Consider the following 23,569-nt stretch of genomic DNA (forward strand, 5'->3'; position numbering starts at 1 on the left):
GGACAACGACAACCCCTCTGCTACGCGCCTCAGGAAGCGCTCGCCGTCTTTTCCACGCGCCGGCAAGCGCGCATCGCCGGGCGCTCCTCGAGCAGCGCCAGCAGCGACTCGCTCAGCCTGCGCTCGCCGAGCAGTCGGTGGTGGCCGCCGCCCGGCAGACGCAGCAAGCGACTGGCCGGCCAGGCGGCATGGATGCGCTCGGCATTTTCCACCGCTACGCGCGTGTCGTCGTCGGCATGCACCACCAGCCCGGGCATTTCCAGACGGTAGCGCGCCACATCCAGGCACGCCGCGGATATGCCAGCCTGACGCTCGACCAGGCGGATGAAATGCGAGCGAGCCAGGGCCGGCAAACCGACGAAACGAGCGAACAGGCGCAACTGTTCGAGAATCCGCGACGGCGCCGAGACCGTCACCAGCGCTTCGCTGCGCAGCCCCATCTGGGCCGCCAGCAACGCCGCCGCGCCACCCAGGGAATGACCGACCACCGCACGCAGCGGCGGCAACTCGCCAGCGGCCTCCAGCAAGGCATGGGCGAACAGCACCACGTTCGCCTCCCTGCCCGGCGAGCGGCCATGGGCCGGCGCATCGAGGGCATACACCGAATAACCCGCGCCGACCAGTTGCTCGATCAGATGGGCGAACTGTGTCGGCCTGCCGGCCCAGCCATGCAGCAGCAGGACTGCCGGCCCCTCGCCCCAGCGCAACACCGACAGCCCGAAGCGCAGAGTGACGCGCTCCGAACTGGCCAGCAGCGGCAGCTCCCAATCCTTCGGCGGCCACTCTCCAGGCACCATGAACGTCCGACGCATACGCTCGGCCGTCCAACGCGGCGCGATGCGGCCGATCGTCCCGTTGAAACCGCGAATCCAGGTCAGGCTGCTCATCTCGCACCTCCTCAGTTCACCGCCTGCTTGGCGGCACGCAGAACCCGGTCGGACAGCTCCCCCGGCCCCAATGCCCGGGCCAGCGCCAAACCGCCAATCATCAACACCAGGTCGGCCAGGGCGACGTCGGTTTCCTCGGGACTTTCCGCCAGGCTGGCGACCATGATCTCGACATGTCTGCTCAAGACCTCGCGAAACCCCTCCGGCAGGCGCGCCACCTCGGCTAGGGTCGCCGGCAGCGGACAACCGGCGTCGACCTGTGCGTCCCGATGCTTGCGCGACAGGTAGAAGGAGGCCGCCAAGGCACGACGCTCCTTTCCCGACAATCCGGGATCGAGTTCGCCGAGCAGTTCGCGGCGCTTGCCGAGCAATTGCTCGAACGCCTCGAGCATCAGCGCATCCTTGCTCTGGAAGTGGGCATAGAAGCCGCCGACGGTGAGCCCCGCCGCGCCCATCACTTCCCCGACGCTAGGTTCGACGGCGCCCCGCTCGAGCAGGGCCTGGGTGGCGGCACCGAGGATGCGGGCACGGGTCTGGGTTTTCTTGTCGCTCATGACGATCTCCGAAAATATTATGGATGAAATATTATATGCATAATAAAAATCGGCAAGCGTACGGCCGGGCCGTCTGTCAGGAAATTCGAAAAGGGAAAAAACAAAAGGGCCATTCCAATTCGGAATGGCCCTATAGAGCCCCGCAGAGCGGGAAAAAGTGGCGTCCCCTAGGGGACTCGAACCCCTGTTACCGCCGTGAAAGGGCGGTGTCCTAGGCCACTAGACGAAGGGGACAATGAAACCTTCGAAAAGTAAGGCCAGCGATGCTGGCCTTGGAATGTGGTGGAGCTAGACGGGATCGAACCGTCGACCTCTTGCATGCCATGCAAGCGCTCTCCCAGCTGAGCTATAGCCCCGAATTCGCCATCAGGCGGGCGATCTTCCGATCGCTTCGACAACCTTCCGGTCGTCGACACGTTCATCCATTGCTGGGACGGATGAACATGAAGTGGCGTCCCCTAGGGGACTCGAACCCCTGTTACCGCCGTGAAAGGGCGGTGTCCTAGGCCACTAGACGAAGGGGACGAAACCTTCGTAGGAATCCGCAAAACCAACCGCGTATTCCCGGCAATTTGGTGGAGCTAGACGGGATCGAACCGTCGACCTCTTGCATGCCATGCAAGCGCTCTCCCAGCTGAGCTATAGCCCCAAAGTACCGCTGGATCGCTGGATCGCTTCACTTCGTTGAGTTCGTCGTGAAGACGGGGCGCATACTAAGGGCGAGGCTTGAGGCTGTCAACATTATTTTTCATCGAAACCTAAAAAATTTTACCGGAAGAACAATCACTTACCTCCCCTCCCCCAAAAACGAGGCCCGCAACTGGGCGGGCCTCGTCATCGACTGTGGGAGAAAGCCGGTCAGCCGGGAATGGCGTCGCGGATCTTCTCCCACTCCTTGGTTTCCTTTTTCGACGCCCCGCCCAGCAGCTCCAGGGCCTGGCGCAAGCGATAACGCGACAGGTCGGCGCCAAGGATCTCCATGGCGTCCAGCACCGAAACCGAGCTGGCATGCCCGGTGATGGCCGGGAACATCAGCGGCATCACGTCGCGCAGCTTGAGCTGGAGGTGTTCGGCGACAGCCTGGATGCAGCCGGTGATGCGTTCCTTCTCCCACTGGCGCAGGGATTCGAGTTTCCACAGCACCAGTTGCAGGACCTGGCGGACCTGGGTCGGATCGAGCTTCTTGTGTTCGAACAGCGAAGCGTCCAGCGGCACCCCGCCGCTGAAGAAGAATCCGGCCAGCGGCGCGATCTGGCTGAAGTTCTCCACCCGTCCCTGCACGTGCGGAGCGATCTTCATCAGGTATTCGGGATTCAACGCCCACTTCTGCACCTCACGGGCGAACTCCTCCACGGACTGCTCGCGGATCCACTGCCCGTTCAGCCAGGAGAGCTTCTCCAGGTCGAAGATCGGTCCGCCCAGGGAGACGCGCGACAGGTCGAAATGCTCGATCATCTCGGCGAGGGTGAATTTCTCGCGCTCGTCCGGCATCGACCAGCCCATCCGCCCGAGGTAGTTGAGCAGCGCCTGCGGCAGGTAGCCCATGCGCTCGTAGAAGGTGATAGAGGTCGGGTTCTTGCGCTTGGACAGCTTGCTCTTGTCCGGGTTGCGCAGCAGTGGCATGTAGCACAGCTGCGGCTGCTCCCAGCCGAAATACTCGTAGAGCTTGATCAGCTTGGGCGCCGACGGCAGCCACTCTTCGCCGCGCAGGACGTGGGTGATGCCCATCAGGTGGTCGTCGACCACGTTGGCGAGGAAGTAGGTGGGCAGGCCGTCGGCCTTCATCAGCACCTGCATGTCCATGCGATCCCACGGAATCTCGACATCGCCGCGGAGCATGTCCGGCACCACGCAGACGCCCTCGGTCGGCACCTTCATGCGGGTGACGTGGGACTCGCCGGCGGCGAGGCGGCGCTGCACCTCATCCTTCGGCAGGTGCATGCAGTGGCCGTCGTAGCGCGGGGTTTCCTTACGCGCCATCTGCTCGGCGCGAACCGCATCGAGGCGCTCGGGCGTGCAGAAGCAGGTGAAGGCATGGCCCTTCTCGACCAGTTCGTCCGAATACTTCTTGTAGATATGCCCGCGCTCGCTCTGCCGGTACGGGCCATGCGGGCCGCCGACGTCCGGGCCCTCGTCCCATTCGATGCCGAGCCAGCGCAGGGCGTCGTAGATCTGCTGCTCGGACTCCCGCGTCGAACGCAGCTGGTCGGTGTCCTCGATGCGCAGGATGAACTGACCGCCGTGCTGACGCGCGAAGCACAGGTTGAACAGCGCGATGTATGCGGTACCGACGTGCGGGTCGCCCGTCGGCGACGGGGCGATGCGAGTACGAACAGTGGTCATGGAGACTCTCTTGCCAAGCGGAAGTTAAAACGGAAATTCAGGGGCGCGATGTTATCAGGCGGGCCGCCTCCGGCTCCAGTAAACGACCGGTGTCGGCCGGCAGGCGGCTGATCAGGAAATCGAGGAAGGCCTTGACCTTCATCGCCTGGAAACGCCGCGAAGGATAGACCGCATACAGTTCGCCGACCGGCAACGGCACGTCCGCCAGCAAACGCACCAGACGCCCGCTGTGCACGCTCTCCGCACAGATCAGCGCCGGCAGCGCGGCAATGCCGGCACCGGCGACCACCGCCTCGCGGGCGAAGGTGATGTTGTTGCAGGACAGCACCCGCTGGCAGGGCAGGCTGTCTCCGGAAAGCGGCCAGTAGCGCTGGGAGTCGGTGGACAGAAGGACCGCGCGATGCCCGGCAAGCTCGGCCACCGATGTCGGCGTGCCGTGCGCCGCCAGGTAGTCGGGGCTGGCGCAGAGCCAGCGGCTGGTAGAGAGCAGGCGACGGGCCACCAGGGTGGAATCCTCCGGCTGGCCGACCATGATCACGATGTCGACGCCCTCCTGCAGCGGATCGACGCTGCGCGAGGCCAGCTCGACCTCGGCGGTGATCTGCGGGTACTGGCGCATGAAGTCGCCCAGCAGGCTGGCGAGGAACATCTGGCCGAACTCTATCGGCGAGGTAATCCGCAGCAATCCCGACGGCGCCTGCTGCAACTGCATGACCGCCTGCTCGGCCTCGGCGAAATCGTGCATGATCTGCCGGCAGCGCTCGTAGTAGGCCTGCCCTACTTCGGTCAGGCGCAACTTGCGGGTAGTGCGATTGAGCAGGCGCACGCCCAGGCGCTCCTCCAGCAGGGCGATGCGCCGGCTCACCGTGGACTTCTGCATGCCCAGGCTCTGCGCGGCCTGGGTGAAGCTGTGGTACTCCACCACGCGGGTGAAGATCAGCGCATCATCAAGCCCCATTATTGTTCCCTATAAGCAACAAAGAGTCCGAAGTGTAGCGCCTATAACGTCCGGCGGAACACTGCTAGATTGGCCGAATTTTGCCGACGGAACACTCCACCCATGCCCGCCCAACTCAAACGTCGCCTGACCGTCTTCCTGGTGGCCGTCGGCCTGATCGCCCTGGCCTTCTTCCTGCACTGGTGGTTCATCGGCCGCCACGTGGAAAGCACCGACAACGCCTACGTCCAGGGCGAGATCACGCGGGTGGCCAGCCAGTTGGGCGCGCGGGTCGAGGAAGTCCTGGTGCGCGACAACCAGCACGTGGACAAGGGGCAGCTACTGGTACGCCTGGAAGACGCCGACTTCAAGCTCGCCGTCGAGCGCGCCCAGGCCGCGCTGGCCACCCGCGAGGCGGAACTGGCCCAGGCGCGCAGCAAGCTGGTGCAGCAGGGCAGCCTGATCGCCGCCAGCGCCGCCGACGTCAACGCCAGCCAGGCAACCCTCGGTCGCGCACAGATCGACCTGAACCGCGCCGAAGCCTTGCGCAAGCCCGGCTACGTTTCCGAGGAACGGGTCACCACCCTCACCGCCGACAACCATGTGGCTCGCTCGCAACTGGCCAAGGCCCGCGCCGACCTCGAGGCACAACGCGTCCAGCGCGACACCCTGGGCGCCGAGATCAAGCGCCTGGAAGCGCAGATCGCCAGCGCCCGCACCGAACTGGCGCAAGCCGAAATCAACCTGTCACGCACCCTGATCCATTCGCCGATCAGCGGCCTGGTCGGCCAGCGCAGCGCACGCAACGGCCAGTACGTGCAGGTCGGCACCCATTTGCTGTCGCTGGTGCCGGACGAAGACATCTGGGTCCAGGCCAACTTCAAGGAGACCCAGGTGGGCCGCATGCGCGACGGGCAGAAGGCGCGCCTGACCTTCGACGCCTTCCCCGACACGCCTATCGACGGCCGCATCGATAGCCTGTTCGCCGCTTCCGGCGCGCAGTTCAGCCTGCTGCCACCGGACAACGCCACCGGAAACTTCACCAAGGTGGTGCAACGCATCCCGGTGAAGATCGTGTTCGAGGCCGACAACCCGCTGCATGGCCGCATCCGCCCCGGCATGTCCGTCGAAGCCGAGGTCGAGCTCCGTGACCGCTGAGGCGCTGGCCCGGCCGCTTGGCGAACCGACCCGGCGCGACTGGATCGCGGTGCTCAGCGCCATGCTCGGCGCATTCATGGCGGTGCTCGACATCCAGATCACCAACTCCTCGCTGAAGGACATCCAGGGCGCGCTGGCGGCGACCCTCGAGGAAGGCTCGTGGATCTCCACCTCCTACCTGGTGGCGGAGATCATCATGATCCCGATGACCGCCTGGCTGGTGCAGCTGCTCTCGGCACGCCGCCTGGCGGTGATGATCTCGGTGGGCTTCCTGGTGTCCTCGCTGCTCTGCTCGTTCGCCTGGAACCTGGAAAGCATGATCGTGTTCCGCGCCATGCAGGGTTTCACCGGCGGCGCGCTGATTCCGCTGGCGTTCACCCTGGCCCTGGTCAAGTTGCCGGAACACCACCGTCCGAAGGGCATGGCGCTGTTCGCCATCACCGCCACCTTCGCGCCCTCCATCGGACCGACCCTGGGAGGCTGGCTGACGGAAAACTTCGGCTGGGAATACATCTTCTATATCAACGTGCCGCCGGGCCTGTTGATGATCGCCGGGCTGCTCTACGGCCTGGAGAAAAAGGCGCCGCATTGGGAACTGCTGAAGAGTACCGACTACGCCGGCATCGTCACCCTCGGCATCGGCCTGGGCTGCCTGCAGGTTTTCCTCGAGGAAGGTCACCGCAAGGACTGGCTGGAGTCGCAACTGATCGTCAGCCTCGGCAGCGTCGCCCTGTTCAGCCTGGTCCTGTTCGTCATCCTGCAACTGTCGCGGCCAAACCCGCTGATCGACCTGGGCATCCTGCGCAACCGCAACTTCGGCCTCGCGAGCATTTCCAGCATCGGTCTGGGCATGGGCCTGTACGGCTCGATCTACGTACTGCCGCTGTACCTGGCACAAATCCAGGGCTACAACGCCATGCAGATCGGCGAGGTGATCATGTGGATGGGCATTCCCCAGCTGTTCCTGATCCCGCTGGTCCCGAAGTTGATGAAGCTGGTCTCGCCGCGCCTGCTCTGCGCCGCCGGCTTCGGCCTGTTCGGCCTTGCCAGCTTCTTCTCCGGGGTGCTCAACCCGGACTTCGCCGGACCGCAGTTCAACCAGATCCAGCTACTGCGCGCCCTCGGCCAGCCGATGATCATGGTGACCATTTCGCTGATCGCCACCGCCTACCTGCAGCCACAGGATGCCGGCTCGGCCTCGAGCCTGTTCAACATCCTGCGCAACCTCGGCGGCGCCATCGGCATCGCCCTGCTCGCGACCCTGCTCGACAGTCGCGCCAAGGTGTACTTCGACTATCTGCGCGAAGCCCTGGTGCCGACCAACCCGCAGGTCGACGAACGCCTCGCGCAACTCGCCGCGCAACTGGGCAGCCAGCAGGCGGCGCTGGGCAAACTCAGCGAGATCACCCACCAGCAGGCGATGATCATGGCCTACAACGATGCTTTCCATGTCATCGGCATGGTGCTCGCAGTGAGCATGCTCGCGGTGCTGCTGACCCGCTCGCTGCCGGCCGGCATCGGCGCCCGCGCCGACGCCGGGGCTCACTGAGGTTCAGACGTTGACCAGGCGCTCGCGCAGCGTCTGGATCTCGTCGCGCAGTTGCGCCGCCGCCTCGAACTCCAGGTCGCGGGCCAACTGGTACATCTTTTCCTCCAGTTGGCGGATGCGCTTGCTGATCTCGCTCGGCGAGCGCAGTTCGTTCTCGTAGCGCCCGCTCTCCTCCGCCACCTTGGCCACGCCCTTGCGCTTGCCGCGCGCGCCGGGCACCACGGCGCCTTCGAGAATGTCCTTGATGTCCTTGCGCACCCCCTTGGGCACGATGCCATGGGCTTCGTTGAAGGCGATCTGCTTGGCCCGACGCCGCTCGGTCTCGTCGATCGCACGCTGCATCGAGCCGGTGACGTTGTCGGCGTAGAGGATCGCCTTGCCGTGCAGGTTGCGCGCGGCACGACCGATGGTCTGGATCAGCGAGCGCTCCGAGCGCAGGAAGCCTTCCTTGTCCGCGTCGAGGATCGCCACCAGCGACACCTCGGGCATGTCCAGGCCTTCGCGCAGCAGGTTGATCCCCACCAGCACGTCGAACGCACCGGCGCGCAGGTCGCGGATGATCTCCACTCGCTCGACGGTATCGATGTCCGAGTGCAAGTAGCGCACCCGCACGTCGTGATCGCCGAGATAATCGGTGAGGTCCTCGGCCATGCGCTTGGTCAGGGTAGTCACCAGCACCCGCTCGTCCTTGGCCACACGCTGGCGGATCTGCGAGAGCAGGTCGTCCACCTGGGTCATCGCCGGACGTACCTCGATCTCCGGATCGACCAGCCCGGTGGGACGCACCACCTGCTCGATGACCCGCCCGGCATGCTCCGCCTCGTAGGGGCCCGGGGTGGCGGAGACGAAGATGGTCTGCGGACTCACCGCCTCCCACTCTTCGAAGCGCAGCGGCCGGTTGTCCAGCGCCGAAGGCAGGCGGAAACCGTATTCCACCAGGGTCTCCTTGCGCGAGCGGTCGCCCTTGAACATCGCACCGACCTGCGGAACGCTGACGTGCGATTCGTCGATAACCAGCAGCGAGTTGGCCGGCAGGTAGTCGTAGAGCGTCGGCGGCGGCTCGCCGGGGGCCCGCCCGGAAAGATAGCGCGAGTAGTTCTCGATGCCGTTGCAGTAGCCCAGCTCGAGGATCATCTCCAGGTCGAAACGGGTGCGCTGCTCCAGGCGCTGCGCTTCCACCAGCTTGTTGTTGTTGCGCAGGTAGTCCAGGCGTTCCTTGAGTTCGGCCTTGATCTGGTCGACCGCCTCCAGCAGCGTCTCGCGCGGGGTCACGTAGTGGCTCTTGGGGTAGAAGGTGAAGCGCGGCAGCTTGCGGATCACCTCGCCGGTGAGCGGATCGAAGGCCGAGAGGCTTTCCACCTCGTCGTCGAACAACTCGACACGAATCGCCTCGAGATCGGATTCGGCCGGGAAGATGTCGATCACATCGCCACGCACACGGAAAGTCGCACGGGCGAAATCCATGTCGTTGCGGGTGTACTGCAGGCTGGTCAGTCGCCGCAGCAGTTCGCGCTGGTCGATGCGGTCGCCGCGGTCCAGGTGCAGGACCATCTTCAGGTAGGACGCGGGATCACCGAGGCCGTAGATGGACGACACGGTGGCGACGATGATCGCATCCGGACGCTCGAGCAGCGCCTTGGTCGCTGACAGGCGCATCTGCTCGATATGGTCGTTGATCGAGGAGTCCTTCTCGATATAGGTATCGGAAGACGGGACGTAGGCCTCCGGCTGGTAGTAGTCGTAGTAGGAAACGAAGTACTCCACGGAATTGTGCGGGAAGAACGTCTTGAACTCCCCGTAGAGCTGGGCCGCCAGGGTCTTGTTCGGCGCCAGGACCAGGGTCGGGCGCTGCACCTGGGCAATCACGTTGGCGATGCTGAAAGTCTTGCCAGAGCCCGTCACCCCCAGCAGGGTCTGGTGCGAAAGCCCCGCCTCCAGCCCCTCGACCATCTGCCGGATGGCTTCCGGCTGGTCGCCGGCGGGCTTGAAGCGCGAGTCGAGTTGGAACGTATCCATGAAAAACCTCGCAGGGAGCTGTGACGCCAAGGAAAATCCGGCGTCAGAAATAGCTGAAAGCATGCACCTAAATGTCGCCGCATGCATCAAGGGGTGTCTATAATAACCCCCCGTTTGCGCAACCCTTTGCGCCCCCGCATAACGGGTTGCGTTGCCCTCCTCTCTTCACACTCCGAGCAGCCGCAAAATGAGTCTGTTTTCTGCCGTCGAAATGGCACCGCGTGATCCCATCCTTGGCCTGAACGAAGCCTTCAACGCCGATACCCGTCCGGGCAAGATCAACCTGGGCGTGGGCGTGTACTACAACGAGGAGGGGCGCATTCCGCTGTTGCGTGCCGTGCAGGCTGCCGAGAAGGCCCGCATCGAGGCCCACGCGCCGCGCGGCTACCTGCCGATCGAAGGGATCGCCGCCTACGACCAGGGCGTACAGAAACTGCTGTTCGGTAACGAGTCCGAGCTGCTGGCCGCCGGCCGTGTGGTCACGACCCAGGCCGTCGGCGGCACCGGCGCGCTCAAGCTCGGCGCCGACTTCCTCAAGCGCCTGCTGCCCGACGCCACCGTGGCCATCAGCGACCCGAGCTGGGAAAACCACCGCGCACTGTTCGAAGCCGCCGGCTTCCCGGTGCAGAACTACCGCTATTACGACGCCGCCAGCAATGGCGTGAACCGCGCCGGCCTGCTGGAAGACCTGAATGCCCTGCCGGCCCGCTCGATCGTGGTTCTGCACGCCTGCTGCCATAATCCGACCGGCGTCGATCTCGAGCTGGACGACTGGAAACAGGTGCTGGACGTGCTCAAGGCCAAGGGCCACGTGCCGTTCCTCGACATCGCCTACCAGGGCTTCGGCAACGGCATCGAGGAAGACGCCGCCGCGGTGCGCCTGTTCGCCCAGTCGGGCCTGAGCTTCTTCGTTTCCAGCTCGTTCTCCAAATCCTTCTCGCTCTATGGCGAACGCGTCGGCGCCCTCTCGATCGTGACCGAAAGCCGCGATGAATCGGCCCGCGTGCTGTCCCAGGTGAAGCGGGTGATCCGCACCAACTATTCGAACCCACCGACCCACGGCGCCAGCGTCGTCTCCTCCGTGCTCAACAGCCCGGAACTGCGGGCCCTCTGGGAGCAGGAACTGGGCGAGATGCGCGACCGCATCCGCGACATGCGCCTGGCGATGGTCGAGCAACTGGCAGCCCACGGCGCCAAGCGCGACTTCAGCTTCGTCGGTCGCCAACGTGGCATGTTCTCCTATTCCGGCCTGACCGCCGACCAGGTCGAGCGCCTGAAGACCGAGTTCGGTATCTACGCCGTCAGCACCGGCCGTATCTGCGTCGCCGCGCTGAACAAATCGAACCTGGAGACCATCACCAAGGCCATCGTCCAGGTCCTGTAGGGAAAATGGGGAAGTCATCGGGAGAGGCTTGACTTCCCCTTTTTAATCAGTAACATACGCCTCGCTGTTCCGCGATAGCTCAGTCGGTAGAGCAAATGACTGTTAATCATTGGGTCCCTGGTTCGAGTCCAGGTCGCGGAGCCAAATTCAAAGCCCTCGGCACATGCCGGGGGCTTTTTCGTTATCGGGACGAAAGTTCGCCCCTTCAGTCGCACCTCACTCGATGACGATCCGCGCCCGGTTCTTCTCCAGCAACGCCGGGCCTACCCCTTTCACTTCCAGCAGTTGATCCACCGAGACGAACGGACCATGGGCCGCACGATACTCGAGGATCGCCCTGGCCTTGGCCTCGCCGACACCGTTGAGCCCCCGTATCAGGGCGGCCTCGTCGACCGTATTGATATTGACCTGCTCCCCCGGCGACACGGTCGTCGCAGGTGTCGTTGCGGCCAGCGGATTCTTGGCGACGGCGACCGGTGCGGCGGAAGCCGAAAACGGAAGACAGGCGAACAGGATGAGAAGCAGAGCGGATTTGATTAGGTGCATGGGTGCACTCCTTCAGAGATGAATGACCACGTAGAGGGCTTCATGCCCATCCACGAAACCACCTTATCGCCGTGGAACGCACCTGGATCGACAGCCCCAGCAAAGCAGTCGCTTCCTGGTCCGGCACCGGAAACATCGTACGGAGAAAACAAAAAAGGCCGCTAGGCGGCCTTTTCCGGAGAACGATGACTCAGGGTTCTCGCCGCCTCTGGCGATAGATCCAGTCGACGATTTCACCGTCAGGCGCATAGCCGCTGACGGTTTCCCGCAGCAACTGGCGAACCCGCGAGTAGTCGTCCTTCTCCACGGCGGCCAGCAACTGCTCCAGCACGACCTTGAAGGCCTCCCAGCTCAGGTGTTCCTCGTTGGCCCGCATGATCATCGGATGGTCGGTGGGATTCACGTTGTCACCGATCAGCAGCTCTTCGTAGAGCTTCTCGCCAGGACGCAGGCCACTGAACTCGATGGCGATGTCACCATGGGGCGAACGCTCGGAACGCACGCTCAGGCCGGACAGGTGGATCATCTTCTCGGCGAGCTCCAGGATCTTCACCGGCGGCCCCATGTCCAGCACGAATACATCTCCGCCCTGCCCCATCGAACCGGCCTGGATGACCAACTGCGCTGCCTCGGGAATGGTCATGAAGTAACGGGTGATGCTCGGGTGGGTGACCGTCACCGGGCCGCCGCGCTTGATCTGCTCGCGGAACAGCGGAATGACCGAACCGGACGAACCGAGGACGTTGCCGAAGCGGACCATGGTGAAACGGGTCTTGTTGACGTGATGCACGTCCTTCCGATCGCCGAACAGCACCGGTGCCGATTCGTTGCTGAGCGCCTGAAGGACCATCTCCGCCAGGCGCTTGGTGCTGCCCATCACATTGGTCGGTCGCACCGCCTTGTCGGTGGAAATCAGCACGAAGTTCTGCACGCCGACCTGCACCGCGGCCTGCACCGCATGCAAGGTGCCTATCACGTTGTTGAGAACGCCCTCGGCGATGTTGTGCTCGACGATCGGCACATGCTTGTAGGCCGCCGCATGGTAGACGGTATTGACCTTCCAGGTACGCATCACGTCCACCAGGCGCTCGGGATTGCGCACCGAACCGAGGATCGGCAACAGGTTCACCGAAAGCGACTCGCGCTTGATCCGACGCTCCAGTTCCTGATGGATGCTATAGAGGTTGTATTCGCTGTGCTCGAACAGGATCAGCACGCTAGGCGAACAACTCATGATCTGCCGACAGAGTTCCGAACCGATAGAGCCGCCCGCCCCGGTCACCATCACCACCTGACCGCGGATGCACCGTTCCAGCAGCTCCTTGCGCGGTGCGACGCTGTCGCGCCCCAGCAGGTCAGCGATGTCCACCTCCTGCAGGTCGTCCACCTTGACCCGGCCGCTGGCCAGGTCCATGAAGCCGGGCATGCTGCGCACGTGCAGCGGGAACGGCTCCAGGGACTCGAGAATCTCTCGGCGCCGGGCCCGAGTGGCGGAAGGAATCGCCAGGAGAACCTCCTGCGCGCCCGTCTCGTCGATCATCTGGCGGATATGCTTGGCGGTATAGACCCGCAGACCGGCGATGACCCGGTTGGCGATCTGCTTGTCATCATCGATGAACGCCACCGGACGCATCGCCCGACCGAGACGCAATGCCGCAACCAACTGGTTGCCGGCCGCCCCCGCGCCATAGATAGCCACCCTGGGCAGGCCATCCTGGCGGTTGAGAAATGGTACCGACTGCACAGCAGAGTACCAGTCTCCCATGAAATACTGGCGCATGGCCAGACGCAAGCCGCCGATCAGCAGCATGCTCAACCACCAGTAGTTGAACACCAGGGAACGCGGCACCACCGCCGGCGGGGAGCGGTACCAGTAGACCAGCAACGACAGGACCAGCGCGGAAATGGTGACGGCCTTGGCGATCGCGATAAGGGCGTCGTTGCCCAGGTAGCGCATCACCGCCCGGTACATGCCGAAGCGGATGAACAGGGGAATGGCCACCAACGGGGCGGCGATGAACAGCCAGGCATGGCCGCTAACCCGGATTTCTCATGACCGCATAAACAAAAACGGCTGAAAGCCTTATGATTCTTGTCGCCAAACAAAGCCCCATAAGTCTTCAGCCGCGCACAAAATGCTACCAGAAAAACTCCACTTTTCACCCCTCTCTCGCCGCCTCGTCGAGGCCTCTTTCACCGGTGGTCACATCACCTCGGATGCGGGCTTGTTGCTGCTGCGCGAGGTCGACCGGCAACATGGCTTGACCCGCCGCCTGGCCAAAATCGTTCCCGATCGGCGTGATCCTGGGCGTGTCCAGCATGGACTGCAGACACTGCTCGCCCAGCGTATCTATGCACTGGCCGCCGGCTACGAGGATCTCAACGATCATGACGGCCTGCGCCATGACTACGCGCTGCAGACTGCGGTCAACCGCCTGCAACCGCTGGCCGGCAAATCCACTCTGGGGCGCCTGGAACAGCAAGCCGATCGCGAAACGGTGGTGCAAGCCCATCGCCTGCTGTGGGAGCACTTCATCGCCCAGCATGACCAGGCGCCGGCTGAGATCGTGCTCGACTTCGATGCGACCGATGTGCCGGTGCATGGTGATCAGGAAGGGCGCTTCTTCCATGGCTATTACGACCATTACTGCTTCCTGCCGCTCTATGTGTTCTGTGGTCGCCATCTGCTGGTGAGCTATTTGCGCCCGAGCAACATCGATGGCGCCCGACACAGTTGGGCCATCCTGGCACTGCTGGTCAAGTTCATTCGCCGCTTCTGGCCAGAGACCCGCATCGTGTTCCGCGGTGACGGCGGTTTTTGCCGACATCGCATGCTCGACTGGTGTGACCGCAAGCAGGTGGATTATGTGGTGGGTCTGGCCCGCAACACCCGCCTGCAGCGGATGGCGGCGCCGGCCATGCAAGCTGTCGCCGAGGCCTACCAAGAAACCGGGCAGAAGATGTCCGGCGTGTATCGCTTCCTCTATCAGGCCGGTAGTTGGCGTAGGCGCCGCCTGGTCGTGTCGCGCCTGGAACATGGCGAGCAGGGTGCCAATCCACGCTTCATCGTCGTGTCCCGCTTTGCCGAGGATGCTGCCCAGCAGTACTACGAAGACTACTGCGGCCGTGGCGACATGGAGAATCGGATCAAGGACCAACAGTTGGATCTGTTCGCCGACCGCACCTCCAGCCCACGCTGGTGGACCAACCAGTGGCGGCTGATGCTGTCGGCCTTTGCCTATGTGCTGTTCGAACGGCTACGCGATCATCTCCAGGGCACCGCATTGGCGCGCATGAGCATCCATAACCTGCGCTTGAAACTGCTCAAGATCGGTGCGGTGATCATTCGCAACAGCCGGCGCATCCGCGTGCTGATCAGCGAGGCCTATCCGCATCAGGAACTCTTTGCGGGGCTGGTTGCCCGCCTCAAGCCGACCTGAACAGGCGGGCGCCCCCGGCCCGGCTCAATGGGGGAAAGGGGGCAGTGCGCCCCATACGCGGGAATTGAATAAAAAACGATCAATTTTTAGCGGTGGAAGGCAGGTTGTTGATACACCGAGGCTTCACCGGCCACGCCTGCCGGCCTCATGAGAAATCCGGGCTAAACGGGCTGATCATGTCTTCTGTGCCCAACCTGACCAAGAAAGCCAGCCAGAGGGATAGCCACACAAGAGTCACATCGGCAGCGACTTGCAGCATTCGCTTATAGCGGCGCGGCAATCCCAGGAGCTTTATCCTCAAATTATCCAACATCCTATTTATCAGCCCCGTTCAATACATCCATACCAACCAGACAGATCAGACAGATAACCATGGCAACAATATGGCAAGGCCCACGCTACGTCTCAGGACATCCCCTCCCAAGACTCGTCGCCATCCAAGCCATAGGAGCATACGCGATAAGCCCCCAAGTACTCCGTCGATAATGCTTAGTACTACCAGCAATGCTAGGGTAATAACCAGAAGAAACTGATCACAGCCACAAAGGATAACCGGCAAATGCCACTTCAGCACGACACCAACGTGCCATCATGCGTGACTCGATAGCTCTGCCGAATTTTATCGCCTCATAACAAACGATGCAGCAGCAAAGTAAAAGTGACATCGAACACGAGCACGTCGAGTGGAATCAGCCAGCGTCCGAGCAGGATGCAAAAACCCGCCCCCCCATGGCAATGCTCAAAAAATCACTGCCAGGCCCCTGAAAACACACGCAGGGAAAATCCCAGATCAGCTCCACATGCACGGATCGCCACAGCACCGTCGATACCTATCACAAGGATCGTAGATGACCTGCCCCCAGTTTTAGTACGCTGCCTAGGTAGTAGGCCCTGGGGTTGACATCAATTTTCCTGCTTCAGTTGCTGCTGGCGAGTTCGCCAACTTGCAGCAAACTCTAGCGAGGTGAGATTGCCAATGGCGCTGGACGGTCGGTGCTCGTTGTAATCGTGCCGCCAGGCCACGATGCGGATTCTGGCTTCGACCAGCGAGCAGCAGCAGTGCTCATTGCGGAACTTGCCGTTGAATGACGATGAAGGCGTTCTGCGTGGGCTTGCCGGACTGAGTCAGCTTCAACTTAATATCACGCCGATAGGCCCACTGATCAAGCGCCTTGCCGGTGAACTCGGGGGTGCGGATCGCCTTCGGGTAGCCGCGCAACCGTGCCATCTCGTCCAGCGCCCGTGTGACACGAAAACCGCTGATACCGTGCTCCACCAGGATGCCAACCGACTCCTTGGTGAAGTCATCGACCACCGTCAGGCATTTGATCCGTCGCCCAGTGCTGAGCGCGTCGAAGACGAAATCCATCGACAAGACCTAGTTCGGTGCGCTCGGCAGGCTCAGGCATTCGCACGCCACCGCGCCCCTGTGGCGGCGCCTCCGCCGCTTCACCATCAAGCCGACGGCTCAGTATAGCCGGTAAGTCCGCTTGTAGTTGATCTGCACACCAGCACGCCGCAGCAGAATGTGCAGGCGGTGATAGCCAAAGTGCCGAAGCCCTTGCCAGTTCCACCAGTTGGGCTTGCAGCTCGGTGTTTTGCACACTAGTTCGCGGCTGGTGGCACAACACAGAGCGGGACAGCCTGAACAACTGACAGGCACGACGCTCGGAGATGTCGGTTTGCGCCTGCATCTCCTGCCCCCCCGCCCCGCTGCCGGGCTCCCCCTTTCCCCGGGTGACCACTTTCAGCGCCCCGATGTCGAGGAGGGACTCGGCGAGCAACTTCTTCAGCCGGCTGTTTTCCAGTTCGAGATCCTTCAGGCGCTTGGCATCCGGCACGGTCATGCCGACGAACTTGGCCCGCTAGGTGTAGAACGTGGCATCACTGAAGCTGTGTCGGCGACACAGCTCCTTCACCGGCACACCGGCTTCTGCCTGCTTCAGAAAGTCTAGAATCTGTTCTTCAGTAAAACGCTTTTTCACTGCCGTCTCCTGCTCGGAAAACAGACTCTACTAAGTTCGGCGTGGTACTGAAATCGGGGAGCAGGTCAATCCACGGCTTAGGATTTTTCCAAGGAACCCGCCTTGTATCCTACCGCCAAGAGGCAAAGAGGAGCATAAGCAACCAGGATACCGATGAAGCCGCTGATCCAACCCAATGCAACCATCAGTGCCAACGGCAACAACCAAAGAGTGTTGATAGCCAGAACACCCAAGGTAACCCGCAGATGGCTAGCATAACGACGCGAGGCAAACTGATAAGCGTGGCTGCGATGCGCCTCATAGAATTTCTCCCCTCTGGCGATCCGGCGGATCAGAGTATAGGTTGCATCAACGATGAACACTCCCAGCAATATCAACCAGCACCAGAACAGCGAGGGGGCGGTCCATGCAGCCTGAATAGCTAGTGCACCAATAACCATACCAAGAAAACCACTCCCCGCATCACCCATGAAGATTCGAGCTGGAGGGAAGTTCCAGATCAGGAAGCCGGCGACCGCGCACGCCAGCAACAGAGGGATACCAACCATCGCGACATGCCCTGTAAGCCAGTAGATCAGGGCCCCTCCTACACAGACACCAATGGCCTCGACACTGGCAATACCATCAATGCCATCCATGAAGTTATAAAGGTTCAGCACCCATACCAAATAGAAAACTGCCAATACGTGGCCCAGCCATCCTAAGTCGACAGCATGCCCAACCACATCCAGCGGCGGGAAACCACCCGTCCACAGCAAGATCCATATCGCTGCTGAGAAATGGCCGAGCAGCCGCCAACGCGCAGCAATGTGCCCATGGTCATCCAGGAACCCTAACAGTGCCACGCCAGAACCTGCACCCAGCATCGCCCCCCCCCAGCCGCCGGAGATACTGCCTGCACTCAGCATCCACACCAACGCTGCAAGGAAGACCAGAACGATTGCAACACCTCCCCCCCTAGGCGTCGGTTGACTGTGGGAGCTACGGGCATTCGGAACATCCATCAGTTTCGTCGCTAATGCATAGCGACGCAGCCCCCAGGTAGCGACAAATGAAAACAGCAAGACAACTAGACACGCGATCATCCAGATCATCATTGGAAAGAGAACCTTATTAAAGTTCAGCGTAATTGCCGACCAGGGGTTTGGATGTGTCCGTCATTTTCGGCGCTCCCTCTGGCGAAGAATGTACTCTCGACCTGCTGCTTGCAGACCGGCACCAATAGTCTCGACGGGAACCCAGCCGAGCAGCCGGCGGGCCTTGGAAGCATCGACCTGTAACGAGCCACAGAGCTGTTCATGCATGGAAGCCTTACCCAGCAAGCACATTACAAGCTTCAGCAGCACCGCTGGAAACGTGAAAAGAGCTGGACGCCTGCCCATTCCCCGACTCAGGGCCTCGATCATTTGCGCAATGGAAACATCCTCGCCATCCGCCACCAGAAACAGTTCGCCCGCAGCATCGGGGTGTTCGGCACAAAGACTCAGGAAACCCACGATGTTTCTCCTAGAAACCAGGCTGCGCGCATTACGGACACCGTCAAGCGGAAGCGGCAGACCACTAGCGACGAGCTTGAGCAAACGGCCGAAGTTACCTGGCGCATCATTGGCATAGATCAAAGGCGGTCGGACAACCACCAACTCCATACCTTTACCCCGGAGCAAAGTCCCCAGCTCCTGCTCAGCCTCGTATTTGGAGATGGCATAGGGCGCATGTGGGCCGGCTGGAGAATCTTCGTTGAAAGCCTGTTGCCGGGTGCTGTTACCGTTAACGCCAATTGAACTGACAAACACGAAACGCTTCACCCCAGCCTCGAGCGCACGGGTAGCCAACCGGACAGTCGCATCTCGGTTGACTTCACGAAATGCGGCGAGCGGGTCTGCAACCTTGTCAGTGAGTATATGGGCACGTCCAGCGAGATGAATAATGCAATCCACCGTCGGGAACTCGCCGGCAAACGTGGCTGGATCGGTCAGATCAGCTTCGATGTACGTCACAGAAGGTATTCTTTCAACAACCCGCCGTACCACCGCAATCACCGCATACCCTGTCCGAGCAAGCTCACAGCACAAGGCCGATCCGACGAATCCTGATGCACCGGTCACCATGACAGCTTTCATGCTGCGCGCCCATCAGCAAGGGCGTTCAACACCTGAAGAGCCAGACTCTCGTAGGTATAATGCTCCAGGACCGCATCACGCCCTCTTTGCCCCATTGTGCGACGCTCGTCTTCGCTCAGCAGCAACAGACGGAAGATGGCTGCAGTAATATCCTCAGGGGCATCTGGGTCGGCAGATACACCGCAATCGTAGTCACTAACCGGGTCGTTCCCTGCCTTGCAGGCGAAAATGACTGGCAACCCAACCAGCATGTAATCCCATAGCTTGTTGGGGCTCACGCCAAAGCGGAAGATCGGTTCTGACTTGAGCGAGATGTAGCCCGCCGACGCCAGCTTCAGGACAGCCATGATAGTCTCTTTGGGCTGCTGATCGAAAAACTCCACTAGCCCGCTGGCATCCTGTGCGGCAATCGCCTTGAGTTGCTCTTTGCACTCTCCCTTGCCCACCAGAATGATTCTGATACTTGCACCACGCTCGCGCAGCAGTCCGGCAGAGCGAACCAATCCCTCCAGAGCATTGGGTTCGCCGTGCGCTCCAGCATAGATCACAACGAAAACACCCTGCTCCTTGAGAACTTGTACATGCCGGACCAAATCACTTGAACTCACAGCGCTATCAGGAGAGATATCGCTGCTGTCAACGCCATTCGGAACCCACAGGAACTTTCCAGCGGCAAGTCCTTTGTCGGCCATGTGCGGCTCCGCACATGGCAGCAGACTGATGATCTTATCAGCTCGCGCATAGGAGAATCTTTCGATCCAACCGGTAACACGCACCAGGGGATTGTCAGCTTTCAAGCCTCCCAGTTCGACCAGACTCAAAGGCCAGATATCGCGCACCTCAAATACAAATTTCGCACCTAGCAGGCGAGCAGCCAGCCAACAGCTAACGACGCCAAACGGGTGAGGCGATGAGTAGATAATCGCATCCGGCGTTCCACGCTTCAGGGCCAAGATCAGGCAGAATGGCAGCAACATCATGGTAAATATGAGCATCGATAGCATTCTGCCCACGCCATTGCCCAAATAGCGCAAAGTAGGTACATATGCGTATTCGGCTCCATTTACACAGGTGACGCCCGAACGCTTTTCATCCGGTTCCAGCAGATGGTGATAGCCTGCCGAGATTATGACCGACCGATGCCCAGCCTGATTCCAAAACTTGGAGAAATAATAAGGCCGCCAATAACGACCAACTCCGGGGCCGCCAGCATAGGGATGCACATACCAGACGTTCATGGAACTAAATAAATCCTTTATTTAAACTCGACACGCAAAGCATCACAGCTTGGCAAGATATTCAGCAATCCGAGAAGAGGCTTGACCGCCTCCGTAAAGCTGACCATCGTCTTGAATGGTCTTTCCCAGGCTAGTCCGTGCAGATTCGACAATCATGTCGCGGGCCGCTCCCACAAGAACGTTGGCTCCACAGGTCACTAGCTCCACCCATTCGGTCTGGTCACGCATGGTCACGCAGGGCTTGCCGAAGAAGAATGCTTCTTTCTGAACACCGCCGCTGTCCGTGAGCACCAGGCCAGAGCGTTGCAACAGCCAGATCATTTCCAGATATCCGACAGGATCGATAACCTGCACTTCCAGCTTGAGCCCTAGGCGCTCGATGACACCGCGGGTACGTGGATGCAGGGGTAGCACCACAGGTGCAACATTAATCTGGATTTCATTCAGAGCCTCGACTATCGAAGTCAGGCGAACTGGATCGTCGGTGTTCTCGGCACGATGCAGGGTCGCGAGAATAAACCCATCTTGTGACGCAAGTCCAATTGGCGAGGTTGCACGCTGCGCAAAGAATAGAGCGCTATCCTGCATCACATCACCCACGTTGACTATCTTCGCAGCCTTTCTTTCGAAACCTTCATTCTTGAGATTATCAATTGCAACTCGAGTAGGGCAAAACAGAATATCACTAACCTGATCAGTAAGAATACGGTTAATTTCCTCCGGCATCCGCATATTGAAACTTCGCAGGCCGGCTTCGATGTGTGCGATAGGAACATGCAGCTTGGAGGCAGCCAACGCTCCAGCCAAGGTAGAGTTGGTATCGCCGTATACCAATACGCGATGAGGTTTCTCCTTGAGAATTACATCCTCGATCTCCATTAGCATACGCCCGGTCATTTGGCCGTGAGTACCACCATGGATATCCAACTGGTAATCCGGCTTTGGAATACCCAGCTGTTCGAAAAATATTTCAGACATATTGGCATCAAAATGCTGACCAGTATGAACGATGATTTCCGAAAGGGTCTGCTGCTCAATGATAGCCTTTGAAACCACACTCGCTTTAATAAACTGCGGACGCGCACCAATGATGGTCAGAATTTTCATATGGAATCTCGCTTACTCAGTAGATCGGAATAGAACCGCGCTAGTTTGCGCCCTTCCAAATCCCAGTTATAACGTTCGTTCACTGCCCGCTGGCCATTACGTCCCAGCGCTGCCGCCTCACACGGATTACTTACCAGATAGTCGATCGCTTCAGCAATGGCAGCAGGACTTAGAGGATCTACGCATATACCACAATTGCTACCTTCAACAATTTCCCGCCAGAGAGGAAAATTGGAAGCGATCACAGGGATTCCCGACGACATATACTCGAACATCTTATTAGGTTGTGCATCAACATGATTAGGCATTGGGAGAAATGTCACCAACCCGGCAACAGAGTCACCGAGTACACGACGAACATCTTCTCGATCAAGCTGACCATGTTCGTTAACGGAGTTCCATCCCTTGAGCGCTCTGACTTCTTTTTCTATCTCTGGCTCTGAAAACTTTCCCACTAAATTCAAGCGCGCCGAGGACTTCAAGCACTCAAGACTCTTAACGACTTCACGAACACCACGAATGGAAGTGATACCACCGACGTAGCAGACTTCAGTTTTCTTGCTTGCCCAAGGAACCATCGCATCCAACTCACCCAACATGGGAAAGTTATTAATATCTAGAACATTCCCATTAATATTTTTAAATTTTTCACGAATATGCGGCGTTGCCGTAAGGACTGCATCCAGCTTAGGGCATGCATATTTCTCATAGCAGGAAAATAACACAGCCACTACACGGCGTAAAAACGGTCGCATGTAAGGTTTACTCAGCAGTTGCTTCGGCACATCCTCATGGGAGTCGAAGATAACCTGCTTACCTTGCTTTTTCAGTCGAAGACCAACAGGTATCAGTTCGGGATCATGAAAATGATAGACATCAGCCCCAAGCGCCAAAGCCTGTTCATAAATTTTTCGGGTGGTTTTTAGAATACGATTCAAGCGACCTGAGAGTACTCCGACATCAACAATCCTTACACCATCCTTGACTTCATCACCCTTACCATCTGCGACAACCAGATACACATCGTATCCGTATTGAGAGAGTGTTCTACACTGCTTTCGAAATATACGAATATCATAACGCGAGTGAACCGATGTCAAATGAGCAACTTTAGTCATGACGGCCCCGGTCATCACGAGTAGACATTGATGCGACGACCCAGCGCACGCTGGACAATCATTTGAACTTTTTTCGCAATCCTCTGTCGAGAATCCCAGTTGGCAAACTCCGAATAGTCATGAACAGGTGCATTCATCAACTCTTCAAATTGAGCCTGGGTGATTCGCATCTTCTTGCAGAAATATTCGATATCAAACTGCAGTTCATCTGCATCATATAGCGGCTCAGCCAGTTTAGCCTGAGCTTCGTCACGCGTCATTTGCCCAGACAAAATCATGCTGGAGTAGTGCAGTTTGCGTTTATCATAGCCAAACTTGGTCGGTAGATAGTAGTTCTGGAAAAGCTTGGTGAAAATCGACTCTCCATGCTTTCGCGCGTAAGAACGATAGCCTATCGTTTCTTGAAGGAAGGTTTCAGCCTTGGCCTTATCATAGGCCATGAAATTCAACGGACGGACCGTTCTCATTCCTTTGACAAAGGGATACCAGAAATAGTACTCAAGAAAACTAATAGTCTTGTAGTCCCTTAGCGGACGCTCACCATATTTTTTGTGAATAGCCTTTAGGTTTATTGCATCCATAGCGCTGCCGTGCCATGTATCTGGGAATACTGCCTCAGTGGCCAAATTACCACCACTCAGAATGTACTTAATATTATTCTTCACAGCAAAGTGATACATACTAGCGAAGAAGGCATGATCTTGAGGCACATCCTGATTGGCGACAGCAGCTTTCATATAAGCCAACTGAAGATCACGAATTTCCTCCCAGTTTATTACATGAGTATGTAAATCAAAACCGCAATATTTTACAATCTTTTCAATATTACTGACTGCAAGTTCGCTATTCCAGCCGGCGTCCACATGCACAACCAGTGGGCGCAAGCCAAGATCCTTGACCTTTACAGCAAGATAGGAACTATCTACGCCGCCACTAAGGCCAATGATGCAGTCATAATCCTTACCTGAACCGTCCTTCTTGATCTGCCCAATTATCTTTTGAAGGCGCTGCTCACCACTAGCATCGGAAAACAGCTGCCGGGACTGAACATTGTCAAATTTATGGCAGTGATTACAGACTCCCGCCTCATCAAATACGATTTCAGCGTCAGATGTATCCATAACACAGCGCGAACAGATCTTCATCACAACAACCTCCCGAAGCACTCACCTCGGCCTGCCTAATGG

The 23,569-nt window shown here is 59.6% G+C and carries 17 protein-coding genes, 5 tRNA genes and 2 pseudogenes; 5 read left to right on the forward strand and 19 right to left on the reverse strand.

Features of this window, described 5'->3' with window-relative positions:
- Nucleotides 1-29 precede the first annotated feature (29 nt).
- The 8 genes from HMPREF1224_RS17975 to HMPREF1224_RS18010 form a co-directional block, all read right to left on the reverse strand.
- Nucleotides 30-887 (reverse strand): alpha/beta fold hydrolase, encoded by an 858-nt coding sequence (locus tag HMPREF1224_RS17975; RefSeq protein WP_003115024.1) that lies wholly within the window; start codon nucleotides 885-887, stop codon nucleotides 30-32.
- A gap of 11 nt (nucleotides 888-898) precedes the next feature.
- Entirely contained in the window at nucleotides 899-1,441 is a 543-nt protein-coding gene (locus HMPREF1224_RS17980) for a TetR/AcrR family transcriptional regulator (protein WP_010793231.1), read from the reverse strand.
- A 158-nt stretch (nucleotides 1,442-1,599) separates the two neighbouring features.
- Nucleotides 1,600-1,675: transfer RNA gene (locus HMPREF1224_RS17985), tRNA-Glu, on the reverse strand.
- A gap of 46 nt (nucleotides 1,676-1,721) precedes the next feature.
- Nucleotides 1,722-1,797, reverse strand: a tRNA-Ala gene (locus tag HMPREF1224_RS17990).
- Between the two features lie 93 nt (nucleotides 1,798-1,890).
- Nucleotides 1,891-1,966 (reverse strand) — tRNA-Glu (locus HMPREF1224_RS17995).
- Between the two features lie 48 nt (nucleotides 1,967-2,014).
- Nucleotides 2,015-2,090, reverse strand: a tRNA-Ala gene (locus HMPREF1224_RS18000).
- Nucleotides 2,091-2,299: 209 nt separating this feature from the next.
- A complete protein-coding gene (gltX, locus tag HMPREF1224_RS18005; RefSeq protein ID WP_003104596.1) occupies nucleotides 2,300-3,784 on the reverse strand; it encodes a glutamate--tRNA ligase in 1,485 nt (494 codons plus the stop codon).
- 37 nt (nucleotides 3,785-3,821) lie between these two features.
- Nucleotides 3,822-4,742, reverse strand: a complete 921-nt coding sequence (locus tag HMPREF1224_RS18010) for a LysR family transcriptional regulator (protein WP_003091419.1) — start codon at nucleotides 4,740-4,742, stop codon at nucleotides 3,822-3,824.
- 102 nt (nucleotides 4,743-4,844) lie between these two features.
- Here HMPREF1224_RS18010 and HMPREF1224_RS18015 point away from each other — a divergent pair, with 102 nt between their 5' ends.
- Together HMPREF1224_RS18015 and HMPREF1224_RS18020 are read left to right on the forward strand one after the other, a co-directional pair.
- Nucleotides 4,845-5,879: an HlyD family secretion protein gene (locus HMPREF1224_RS18015; protein ID WP_003104593.1), complete on the forward strand. Its 1,035-nt coding sequence runs from the start codon at nucleotides 4,845-4,847 to the stop codon at nucleotides 5,877-5,879.
- A gap of 49 nt (nucleotides 5,880-5,928) precedes the next feature.
- Entirely contained in the window at nucleotides 5,929-7,428 is a 1,500-nt protein-coding gene (locus tag HMPREF1224_RS18020; protein ID WP_003130539.1) for an MDR family MFS transporter, read from the forward strand.
- 3 nt (nucleotides 7,429-7,431) lie between these two features.
- On the opposite strand, the gene uvrB is transcribed toward HMPREF1224_RS18020, so the two are convergent.
- Nucleotides 7,432-9,444: an excinuclease ABC subunit UvrB gene (uvrB, locus tag HMPREF1224_RS18025; RefSeq protein ID WP_003104590.1), complete on the reverse strand. Its 2,013-nt coding sequence runs from the start codon at nucleotides 9,442-9,444 to the stop codon at nucleotides 7,432-7,434.
- Between the two features lie 187 nt (nucleotides 9,445-9,631).
- Between uvrB and HMPREF1224_RS18030 the strand changes: the two genes are divergently transcribed.
- The gene (locus tag HMPREF1224_RS18030) at nucleotides 9,632-10,828 is read left to right on the forward strand and encodes an amino acid aminotransferase (protein WP_003104588.1); all 1,197 of its coding nucleotides are present in this window, start codon (nucleotides 9,632-9,634) and stop codon (nucleotides 10,826-10,828) included.
- Nucleotides 10,829-10,896: 68 nt separating this feature from the next.
- Nucleotides 10,897-10,972, forward strand: a tRNA-Asn gene (locus HMPREF1224_RS18035).
- A gap of 72 nt (nucleotides 10,973-11,044) precedes the next feature.
- Here the strand turns inward: HMPREF1224_RS18035 and HMPREF1224_RS18040 are convergent.
- Nucleotides 11,045-11,374: a ComEA family DNA-binding protein gene (locus tag HMPREF1224_RS18040; protein ID WP_003104586.1), complete on the reverse strand. Its 330-nt coding sequence runs from the start codon at nucleotides 11,372-11,374 to the stop codon at nucleotides 11,045-11,047.
- 190 nt (nucleotides 11,375-11,564) lie between these two features.
- Nucleotides 11,565-13,421 carry a polysaccharide biosynthesis protein gene (locus HMPREF1224_RS18045; protein WP_031628338.1) on the reverse strand — a complete coding sequence of 619 codons (1,857 nt, stop codon included), beginning with the start codon at nucleotides 13,419-13,421 and terminating at the stop codon, nucleotides 11,565-11,567.
- A gap of 88 nt (nucleotides 13,422-13,509) precedes the next feature.
- On the opposite strand from HMPREF1224_RS18045, the gene HMPREF1224_RS18050 reads away from it, so the two are divergent.
- A complete protein-coding gene (locus HMPREF1224_RS18050) occupies nucleotides 13,510-14,814 on the forward strand; it encodes an IS1380-like element ISPa33 family transposase (protein WP_010793081.1) in 1,305 nt (434 codons plus the stop codon).
- 160 nt (nucleotides 14,815-14,974) lie between these two features.
- Here the strand turns inward: HMPREF1224_RS18050 and HMPREF1224_RS46175 are convergent.
- The 8 genes and pseudogenes from HMPREF1224_RS46175 to HMPREF1224_RS18085 form a co-directional block, all read right to left on the reverse strand.
- A pseudogene (locus HMPREF1224_RS46175) lies at nucleotides 14,975-15,127 on the reverse strand (hypothetical protein); the annotation flags it as partial.
- Nucleotides 15,128-15,691: 564 nt separating this feature from the next.
- A pseudogene (locus HMPREF1224_RS44090) lies at nucleotides 15,692-16,799 on the reverse strand (IS3 family transposase).
- A gap of 77 nt (nucleotides 16,800-16,876) precedes the next feature.
- Nucleotides 16,877-17,896: an MraY family glycosyltransferase gene (locus HMPREF1224_RS18060; RefSeq protein WP_003113413.1), complete on the reverse strand. Its 1,020-nt coding sequence runs from the start codon at nucleotides 17,894-17,896 to the stop codon at nucleotides 16,877-16,879.
- 60 nt (nucleotides 17,897-17,956) lie between these two features.
- The gene (locus tag HMPREF1224_RS18065) at nucleotides 17,957-18,907 is read right to left on the reverse strand and encodes an NAD-dependent epimerase/dehydratase family protein (protein ID WP_003124383.1); all 951 of its coding nucleotides are present in this window, start codon (nucleotides 18,905-18,907) and stop codon (nucleotides 17,957-17,959) included.
- 8 nt (nucleotides 18,908-18,915) lie between these two features.
- Nucleotides 18,916-20,157, reverse strand: coding sequence for a glycosyltransferase family 4 protein (locus HMPREF1224_RS18070; protein ID WP_003119729.1), 1,242 nt, complete (start codon nucleotides 20,155-20,157; stop codon nucleotides 18,916-18,918).
- A gap of 42 nt (nucleotides 20,158-20,199) precedes the next feature.
- A complete protein-coding gene (gene wecB, locus HMPREF1224_RS18075) occupies nucleotides 20,200-21,264 on the reverse strand; it encodes a non-hydrolyzing UDP-N-acetylglucosamine 2-epimerase (protein WP_003113418.1) in 1,065 nt (354 codons plus the stop codon).
- Nucleotides 21,261-22,382: a glycosyltransferase family 4 protein gene (locus HMPREF1224_RS18080; RefSeq protein ID WP_003115615.1), complete on the reverse strand. Its 1,122-nt coding sequence runs from the start codon at nucleotides 22,380-22,382 to the stop codon at nucleotides 21,261-21,263. The genes wecB and HMPREF1224_RS18080 overlap by 4 nt, the downstream gene beginning before the upstream one ends.
- Before the next feature lie 14 nt (nucleotides 22,383-22,396).
- A complete protein-coding gene (locus HMPREF1224_RS18085; protein WP_003119728.1) occupies nucleotides 22,397-23,530 on the reverse strand; it encodes an N-acetyl sugar amidotransferase in 1,134 nt (377 codons plus the stop codon).
- Between the last annotated feature and the right edge of the window lie 39 nt (nucleotides 23,531-23,569).

Origin of the sequence: Pseudomonas sp. P179 (genome assembly GCF_000478485.2) — a bacterium.
Lineage (GTDB): Bacteria > Pseudomonadota > Gammaproteobacteria > Pseudomonadales > Pseudomonadaceae > Pseudomonas > Pseudomonas aeruginosa.

What these genes read in the sequence shown, in the direction of transcription:
- HMPREF1224_RS17975 (WP_003115024.1), bottom strand. Translation starts at nt 887, where the DNA reads ATGAGCAGCCTGACCTGGATTCGCGGTTTCAACGGGACGATCGGCCGC.
- HMPREF1224_RS17980 (WP_010793231.1), bottom strand. Translation starts at nt 1,441, where the DNA reads ATGAGCGACAAGAAAACCCAGACCCGTGCCCGCATCCTCGGTGCCGCC.
- gltX (WP_003104596.1), bottom strand. Translation starts at nt 3,784, where the DNA reads ATGACCACTGTTCGTACTCGCATCGCCCCGTCGCCGACGGGCGACCCG.
- HMPREF1224_RS18010 (WP_003091419.1), bottom strand. Translation starts at nt 4,742, where the DNA reads ATGGGGCTTGATGATGCGCTGATCTTCACCCGCGTGGTGGAGTACCAC.
- HMPREF1224_RS18015 (WP_003104593.1), top strand. Translation starts at nt 4,845, where the DNA reads ATGCCCGCCCAACTCAAACGTCGCCTGACCGTCTTCCTGGTGGCCGTC.
- uvrB (WP_003104590.1), bottom strand. Translation starts at nt 9,444, where the DNA reads ATGGATACGTTCCAACTCGACTCGCGCTTCAAGCCCGCCGGCGACCAG.
- HMPREF1224_RS18030 (WP_003104588.1), top strand. Translation starts at nt 9,632, where the DNA reads ATGAGTCTGTTTTCTGCCGTCGAAATGGCACCGCGTGATCCCATCCTT.
- HMPREF1224_RS18040 (WP_003104586.1), bottom strand. Translation starts at nt 11,374, where the DNA reads ATGCACCTAATCAAATCCGCTCTGCTTCTCATCCTGTTCGCCTGTCTT.
- HMPREF1224_RS18050 (WP_010793081.1), top strand. Translation starts at nt 13,510, where the DNA reads ATGCTACCAGAAAAACTCCACTTTTCACCCCTCTCTCGCCGCCTCGTC.
- HMPREF1224_RS18060 (WP_003113413.1), bottom strand. Translation starts at nt 17,896, where the DNA reads ATGATGATCTGGATGATCGCGTGTCTAGTTGTCTTGCTGTTTTCATTT.
- HMPREF1224_RS18065 (WP_003124383.1), bottom strand. Translation starts at nt 18,907, where the DNA reads ATGGTGACCGGTGCATCAGGATTCGTCGGATCGGCCTTGTGCTGTGAG.
- HMPREF1224_RS18070 (WP_003119729.1), bottom strand. Translation starts at nt 20,157, where the DNA reads ATGAACGTCTGGTATGTGCATCCCTATGCTGGCGGCCCCGGAGTTGGT.
- wecB (WP_003113418.1), bottom strand. Translation starts at nt 21,264, where the DNA reads ATGAAAATTCTGACCATCATTGGTGCGCGTCCGCAGTTTATTAAAGCG.
- HMPREF1224_RS18080 (WP_003115615.1), bottom strand. Translation starts at nt 22,382, where the DNA reads ATGACTAAAGTTGCTCATTTGACATCGGTTCACTCGCGTTATGATATT.